A 7,788-nucleotide genomic window follows, 5' to 3' on the forward strand; every position below is an offset into this window, starting at 1 on the left:
CGTTCGGGCTCGGCAATACCGGGCAGCATCTGCAGCAGTTTGTGGAGGGCGAGCCCACGCAGCACGGCAAAGCCGGGCTCGGCGTCGGCGTCGAGCACCGGCGACGCCTTGTCGACAACGGCTTGCTTGCCTTCGTCGATCAGCGCCGAGGCGCCCGATGGCGACAACGGACGCGGCAGATCCTCGAAGGGCAGCAAGGGCCGGAACAGCGTCGCCGGCAAAGGCGCGAAAGCGTCGGCCTGCCGTAGCTGATCGGCGGAACTTGGCGCGACGGGGGGCAGCTTGGTGACATGGAAACGGTGCACCGGCTCGCCGCCGGCGGGATGCGCACGCTGCTCGCTCTCCGACGCGCCGATCAGCGCGCGGCTGACGATCGAGTGCCAGGTGCCGGCGTTCGGCGCCCGCTTGCCATGATAGCCGCAGACGATCAGCCGGTCCTCGGCACGGGTCATGCCGACATAGAGCAGCCGGCGGTATTCGTCGTCGGCGAGTTCCCGTGCCCTTGAGGCCGCCGCTTTCGAAAAACCGTTGGCGACCTCGCTGGCCGAGCGCCAGAGATAGCCCTTGCCGTCCCAGTTCGCGCCGGAGCCATCGAAGGGCATCAGGCGCGGCAAATGCTGGTCGCTGAACGGCGCGGAACCGCCATCGACCAGGAACACGACGGGCGCTTCCAAGCCCTTGGCGGCGTGCACGGTCATGACCCGGACCTCGTCGCGGGTCTGGTCCATCTCGCGCTTGATCTCGGGACCGGCGTTTTCCAGTGTCGACAGGAAGGCTTCCAGCCCCGGCAGGCCGGTTCGCTCCTCGGCAAGGCAGAAGCTGAGGAACTCGTCGAGAATATCGCCAGCTTCGGGCCCGAGCCGCGCGATCATCTTGCGGCGCACGCCATCGCGCGCCAGCAGGGCGGCGTAGAATTCGAACACTGGCTTAAACGCGGCTTCGTTCGTCCAGATGTCGACCTGGGCGACGATCTTCGCCAGTCTCTCGCTTTCGCCGGCGTGCTGTCGCAGCGATGCGATCAATGACAGGCCGGCCGGCCTCTGCGCGGCGAGCGTGAAAAGCGCCTCTTCCGGCAGATCGAAGATCGGGCTGCGCAACACGGCGGCAAGCGACAAATCGTCCTGCGGCTGGATGAGGAGGTGACCGAGCGCGATCAGGTCCTTGACCGCGATGTGCCCGGGCAGGCTCAACCGGTCGGCGCCGGCAACCGGAATGTCGCGGCGTTTGAGTGCGCGGGTCAGGGCATGGACGAAGCGATCGCGCTTGCGCACCAGCACCAGCACATCGCCCGGCCGCAGCCGCTTGCCGCGGCCTTCGATGATTTCGCCACTGCCGATCCAGCCGGCGATGGTGGCGGCGACGTTCTCGGCCACGCGCACCGCCGGCGCGTGGGCATGGTCGATGGCTTGCGTCCAGTCGTCGGGCTCATCGACAACATCGGCGCCGACCGACGGCCACACCTCGACATAGCCCGGCGCGTCGGTGCGGATCGCCTGGTGGCGAAGCGGATCGGGATCATGACTGATGCCGCGCCGCACGGCTGGATCGGCGAAGACGCGGTCGACCGCGGTCAGAACATCGTCGGTCGAGCGGAACGACCAGGTCAGCTTGAGGTCGGCGAAGGACGCCTCGGCGTCACGCACTCGTCCGGCAAACAACAGCCGGCTGTCGGCGAAGGAGTCCGGGGCCGCACCCTGGAACGAATAGATCGACTGCTTCTCGTCGCCGACGGCGAACACCGTGCGATGGACCCTGTCGCGTGCGCCAAAGCCGGCAAAGAATTCCTCCGCCAGCCGTTTCACCACTTCCCATTGGTCCGGACTGGTGTCCTGCGCCTCGTCGAGCAGGATGTGGTCGATGCCCTGGTCGAGCTTGTACTGCACCCAGGGGCCGGCGTCCGGCCGCGCCAGCAGGTTGACGGTGCGGGTGATCAGGTCGTTGAAATCGAGGAAGCCGCGGCTGCGCTTGAGCATTTCGTAGCGGGCGATCAGCCAGTCGGCGATGGTCAGCGCGGCAGCCGTGCCTTCAAGCATCCGGAACAGGGCCAGCCGATCGGTGGTTTCGACTATGGCGTTGGCGGCCGAGAGATAACGCTCCGCCAGATCCGGCAACCGGTCGACCAGGGCCTTCTTGAAGGCCTTTGCCGGGTCGTAAGCGTCGCCATCGGTCTTGAGGAAGGCTCGCGCGAGCAGTTGCAGGCGGCGAATGGGATCGCCCTCGGCAAAAGCCTGCCGCGCATAGGGCAGGATGTTGTTCAGTACCGATCTGGCGTCGGTGGCCTCGGCGGCGTGGGCGAAGCCGGCAAAATAGTCGGGCAGGAAGCCCGGCAACGGCCATACCGAAGCGGCTATGCCCTCGGCCGTCTGGCCTGGATGGAAATGGAATTCGTCGAACAGGGCCTGGAAATGCGTGCCATCGCGCCCGACCGCCTCGATGAAATGGCGCAAGCCGTCGCGCTTGCGCACAATCTCACCCAGCAAGGCGTCGAGCCCGGCTTCGCCGCCCCGATCGAGAATGGAGGCAAAAGCCTCGGCCAGATCCCTGTCACCGGCGGACGTGCCCGAAATCATCTCGCGGCGCGCCGCGGCAAACAGCGATGCCTCCATCTGGCCGTCGAGCATCTCGAAATGGGCCGGGATGTTGGCCTCCAGCGGGAACTGGTGCAGCACCGATTCGCAGAAGGCGTGAATGGTCTGGATCTTCAGCCCGCCGGGCGTTTCCAGCGCCTCGGCGAACAGGCGCCGCGCCCGGCGCATGGTCTCGAGATCGGGCCGGCGCCCCTCCAGCGCCTCGACCTTTGCCGCCAGATCCACGTCACCAAGCGTCGTCCACTCCGACAGTGTCGAAAAGACCCGGTTCGACATGTTGGCGGCGGCGGCGCGCGTATAGGTCAGGCACAGGATCTTCGACGGATCGGTGCCGCGCAGCAGCAGCCGGATTACGCGCTGCGCCAGCACATGGGTCTTGCCGGAGCCGGCATTGGCCGACACCCAGGCGGAATTGCCGGGGTCGGCGGCGCGGGCCTGGCTGGTCGCGGTGTCGCTGGGAATGGGATAGGCCTTCTTCATGCCTCCCCTCCCTCGTCGCCGGCATCGCCGCCTGCCGACCATTCGAGCACGCGGGCAAGATGGTCGTAGTCGCCATCCGTCTCGCCTTCGCGGAACGGCAGCGCGCGCGACAGATACCCGGGCGCAGGGTCCGCATAGTGGATCAATAGCTTTTCCAGCCGTGCCCAGGCCTCTTCGGCAAGATCGGTCGCGGTCCGCGGCTGGCGGTTGTGTTCGAGGATGGATTCCTCGAACACCTCGCCATTCGGCTTCAGCCTGATGAAAGCCAGTTGAGAGGGCTCACGCACGCCCAAATCCTTGAAGGCGCCGCGCCTGAGCAGCGCGCCCTCGAGCGCCAGTTGCGGCGCAAGCAGTGTGTGCGCCTGCGCCTTGGACGGCGAGGAGCCGGTCTTGTAGTCCAGTATGTCGGCCATGCCGCCGGCCAGAAGGTCGACGCGGTCGGCGTAGCCGGACAGCGTCACGCCGGACTGGCCGACAACGGTCTTTCCGGCGCGCTCCTCGGCATGGCGCCTTGTCACAGCATCAGCGCGCGTGCGCTCCCACTCGATGATGTTGGCGGCGAGTTTCTCGAAGCGCGGCCACCACACCGCCTCGACGTCGGCCGGAAGGGCGGCTTCGGCAAAGCAGGCGCGGCCGGCGGCGATGAGGCCGGCAAGCGCATCGGGAGCGCGCGGATCGGCGACGCTGCCTGAGAACAGGTGCAGGATGGCGTGAAACAGCGTGCCGCGCTCGGCCGCACCAGGGTCGCGAATAACCGGATCGAGCGGCATCAGGCCGAGGATGCGTCTTGCATAGACGGCGTAGGGGTCACGGCGCAGGGTCTCGATCTCGGTGACCGAGAAATGCGTCGGGCGCACCGACAGCGGCGGCTTCGGCTGCGGCCGTGGCGCGAAATCCTGCCTTGGGCCGGCATCCAGCGCGCGCGCCCAGGCGAGCAGCTCGTCGCCACGCCGGCGCAGCTCCGCTGCCTGGTCGCTGCCGATGAAGGTCAGCAGCCGCTGAAGCCAGCGCGACGGCACGGCGGGTGCATCGCCGGCACGTGCCGAGCGGGACAGCACCACCTTCCCGGCGCCCATGGCCATCTGGAAATCATGCGCGGCAAGGCCGATACGCCGCTCGGGCGGTTCGAGGTCGATGCCGGTCTTCATCAGCCGCGACATGAAGCGGTCGCTCTCTGGCTTGCGCGGCCATACGCCCTCGTTGAGCCCGCCGATGACCAGCGTGTCGACCGTCTGCAACCGGGCTTCCAGCGCGCCCCAGATGGCGATGTTCCGGTCGGTGCCTTGTGCCGGCTTGACCGTTTCAGGCGCGATCAGCGCCGCCATGATGTCGGGCCACTCGGTCGCCGCGAAGGACAGCGAAGCCGAAGCCGCGACCAGCCCGCGCAGCAGTTCGGCAAGCTTCTCGCCGGCGTCACCGGCATAGAGTTCGCCAAGGCCGCCGTCGGCGATGCGGCCGAGATTTTCGAGTGTCACGACACTGGCCCTGACAAGCGCGGCAAGGTCGGCGTCATCCCGGCCTCGGAAGGCTGCGAGCGGCGCCAGCGCCTGCTTGAGACGTTCGAGCAAATTCCGCGCAGTTTCGATAGAGCGCACGGTCAGCCGGGAAAACCAGAAGGGCTGCCGGCTGCCGCCGCCCAAGCCGGTGAGGCGGGCTTCGAACAGTTCCGGTAGCGAAACGATGTCGGGGCGGCCTGTGCCGCCGCGCAACGCCACCAGTTCGATCAGCTCCGCCGCGTGGCGCACATCGGCCCGTTCGAGGCCGAGGCCGAGCAGCGGATGCTTGAGCAGCGACAGCAGGCCAACCGGATCGCCTGGCCGGAACAGTGCCTCGAGCGCCAGCCTGAGCAGGCTGGCCGCCGGAGTGTTGGCGAGCGGTGTGCCACCGGAATCGTCGGCAACGACGCCGAAGCGCTGGAGCTCGATCGAGACGCGCCGCGCCAGCGCGCGGTCGCCGGTGACGAGAGCCGCCCTTTGGCCGGGCTGTTCGACCGCGCGCTTGAGCGCGACGGCGATGGCGACGGCCTCATCACGTTCGCTGGCGGCTTCGAGCAAGGTCACCTCGGCGAAGGCGCCGGCAATGTCGGACGCCGGGAAACCGGCACGTGTCTCGGCCCAGAGTTCGGTGGTTTCGGCCGGCCGCAGCGCTTCGCCGACAAGGGCAGCGCGAAGCGCACGTCGCGGTTCGGCCACGCCAATCTCCTCGACGTCGCCGCGCAATACGCCGATCTTGCCGATCAGCCTGGCCAAGCCATATTGCGGGTGGCCGAGTACGGCTGGACGCGCGCCAGGCGCGGCAATCGCCTGGAACGACGCTTCGTCCAGCGTCCGGTCGAGACCCGGCAGCACGATGGCGCCGCCGGGCAGGCGCGCGATCGCGGCAAGCAATTCGGCCGTCGCTGGTATCGAGCCGGTCGAGCCTGCGGCGATGACCGGGCCGGCGGGCGGATTGCGCTGCAGCCGCGCCGCCTCGGCGCGGATCAGCGCGCTGCGATGCGCGGCCGGATTGGAGCGGTCGCTTTCCGCGAGGAATTTCGGCCAGGCTTCGGTGACGATGCCGAGGAATTCGAGCGTCACCTGCCACCATCCGGCAAGATTGCCGGTCACCAGATCGGTGAGCTTGGCCCAGTCGGTGCCTTCCGTCTCGATCTCGTCCATCAGCCGGGCGAGATCGCGCGCCAGCCAGATCGCGTCGGCGGTGGAAGCCGGGATGACGATCTCCTCGGCGAAAAGGGCGGCGACATGCGCCGGCAGCCGGCGTTTCCAGGCGCGCACCAGCGGCGTCAGCAGCAACAGGCGTTCGGTTGCCGAAATCGGCGGCGCCAGATCGATGGCCGCCGCTGCCTCGGTCTCGAACGCAGCCTCATCCTCGTCGAATTCGCCGAGTGGCCGGATGACCGGCAGGATCGCCGAGCCGCCGCCGCCGCGTGCCGCCAGGCTGTCGACGAAGACACCCCGCAAGGCACGCGCGGCACGGCGTGTCGGCACATAGATGGTGGCATCGGCCAAAGCGAGCGGGTCGCCGTCGAATCGAAACCCCGGAGCAAGACGGCCGGCAAGCAGCGCCTCGGCAAGCGTCGGCAGAAACGGCGCTCCGGGCGGGATCGAGAAAACGCGGCTGGAGCCGCTCATTGCGACTCGATGAGCGCACCGGCGACCGCCGCTTCCGCGAGCGGTACGGCATCGGGCGTGCCGACGGTGATCCAGTGGCCATGCATGGGCATGCCGAACAGGCGCCCTGCGGCGATGGCGGAATCGAAATAGGCGTTGAGCGAGTGCGGCCCGGCCGGTGCGCCCTTGAACAGGCGCGGATCGACGATCGCCGCGCCGGCATAGATCAGCCCCGCCGGATCCCCCTTTGAACGCCGCAAGCCGCCATCCGGCGCCACCAGGAAATCGGTGCTGCCGCAGTGTCCGGTCGCCTGTTGGAGATCCGCCAGCATCAGCAGAATATCCATTTTCGCCGCGTCCCATGCAAGGGCGAGGCGCTGGAGATTGAGAGGACCGTCATCGATCCAGAAGGTGTCGGCATTGAGGATGTAGAAGGGTCGCTCGCCCAGTTCCGGCAGCGCCTTGACGATGCCGCCGGCGGAATCGAGCAGTTGTTCGCTCTCATCGGAAATGACGATTTTTGGCGCGCGGCGCGCGGCGACATGGGCGAGGATCTGTTCGGGAAAATAGTGGACGTTGACCACGGCCTTCGCGACACCGGCGGCAGCCAGGCTGTCGAGGCTCCAGTCGAGCAACGTCTTGCCGGCAATCCTGACCAGCGGCTTGGGAATGGTGTCGGTAATCGGCCGCATGCGTTTGCCAAGGCCGGCGGCAAGTACGATGGCGGTGTCCGGTCCTGCTGTCACAGCGCTCGCTCCTCCAGCAAACCGTGGGCGTCGTAGAACTCGCGCAGGCTTGCCAGCGCCGGATGAGACAAGGCCCGGCGCAGATAATCGCGAATGCGCGGCAGGTGTTTTAGATAATAGGGCTTGCCGTCGCGCTTTTCGAGGCGGACGAAGATGCCGAGGATCTTGGAATTTCGTTGCGCCGCCATGATGGCGTAGGATTCCAGGAAGCTTGCCTCGTCGAAAGCACCGGCTGCGTGGCGCGCCGCGACATAGGCATCCAGCGTCTTTCTCTCGATCTCGGGCGACATCGTAACACGCGCGTCCATGGCCAGCGAGGCGACGTCATAGGCGGACGGGCCGATCAGCGCATCCTGGAAATCGACGATGCCCAGCCGATCATGCCCTGAACGGTCGCCGCGCCAGATGATGTTGGGCGAATGGAAGTCGCGCAGCATCAGCGTATATTCGCGGCCGTGCAGCCGGTCGAGGAGCGCGCCCCATTGCTTGTGGTAGCCGGCGCGCAAGGCACCGCTTGCCGGGCTGCCCGTTATTGCCGGCACGTACCAGTCGACCAGCAGATCGGCCTCGATCATCATGGCCTCGCGGTCGAAAGGCGGGACATCGTGGAAGCCGCCATGCCCTGTTTCCAGGCGCTGCGGCCAGGTCCTGCCATGCATCATGGCCAGCAGCTCGGCCGCCGCCGCGCAGCGCTCGGGCAGCGGCTGGCCATCGCTGCCGAGGAACCCTTCCGAGCCAAGATGCTCGAGTAGCAGGAATCCCTGCTCCTGGTCCTCGGCATGGATTTCCGGAACGCTGACGCCGCCTGCCCTTAAGGCGCGGTCGATGGCGACGAAAGCGGAAACCGACTGGGCGGTGTGGGCG

At 67.5% G+C, this 7,788-nt stretch carries 4 protein-coding genes; all 4 read right to left on the reverse strand.

Going from position 1 to position 7,788, the window contains the following annotated elements; all coding sequences use genetic code 11:
* Positions 1–3,068: double-strand break repair helicase AddA (gene addA, locus EN884_RS17395; RefSeq protein WP_128360649.1), on the reverse strand; the 3,068-nt coding region annotated here is incomplete at its 3' end.
* A complete protein-coding gene (gene addB / locus EN884_RS17400; RefSeq protein ID WP_128360650.1) occupies positions 3,065–6,199 on the reverse strand; it encodes a double-strand break repair protein AddB in 3,135 nt (1,044 codons plus the stop codon). The genes addB and addA, both read right to left, overlap by 4 nt.
* Complete coding sequence (locus tag EN884_RS17405; RefSeq protein ID WP_013528329.1) at positions 6,196–6,924, reverse strand: nucleotidyltransferase family protein; 729 nt, start codon at positions 6,922–6,924, stop codon at positions 6,196–6,198. Before EN884_RS17405 ends, addB begins: the two co-directional genes overlap by 4 nt.
* Positions 6,921–7,788 (reverse strand): phosphotransferase (locus EN884_RS17410; RefSeq protein ID WP_164895032.1); only part of this gene is annotated, 868 nt, incomplete at its 5' end. The genes EN884_RS17405 and EN884_RS17410, both read right to left, overlap by 4 nt.

The sequence above is a fragment of the Mesorhizobium sp. M7A.F.Ca.AU.001.01.1.1 genome (assembly GCF_004022735.1).
GTDB classification, from domain to species: Bacteria; Pseudomonadota; Alphaproteobacteria; order Rhizobiales; family Rhizobiaceae; genus Mesorhizobium; species Mesorhizobium ciceri.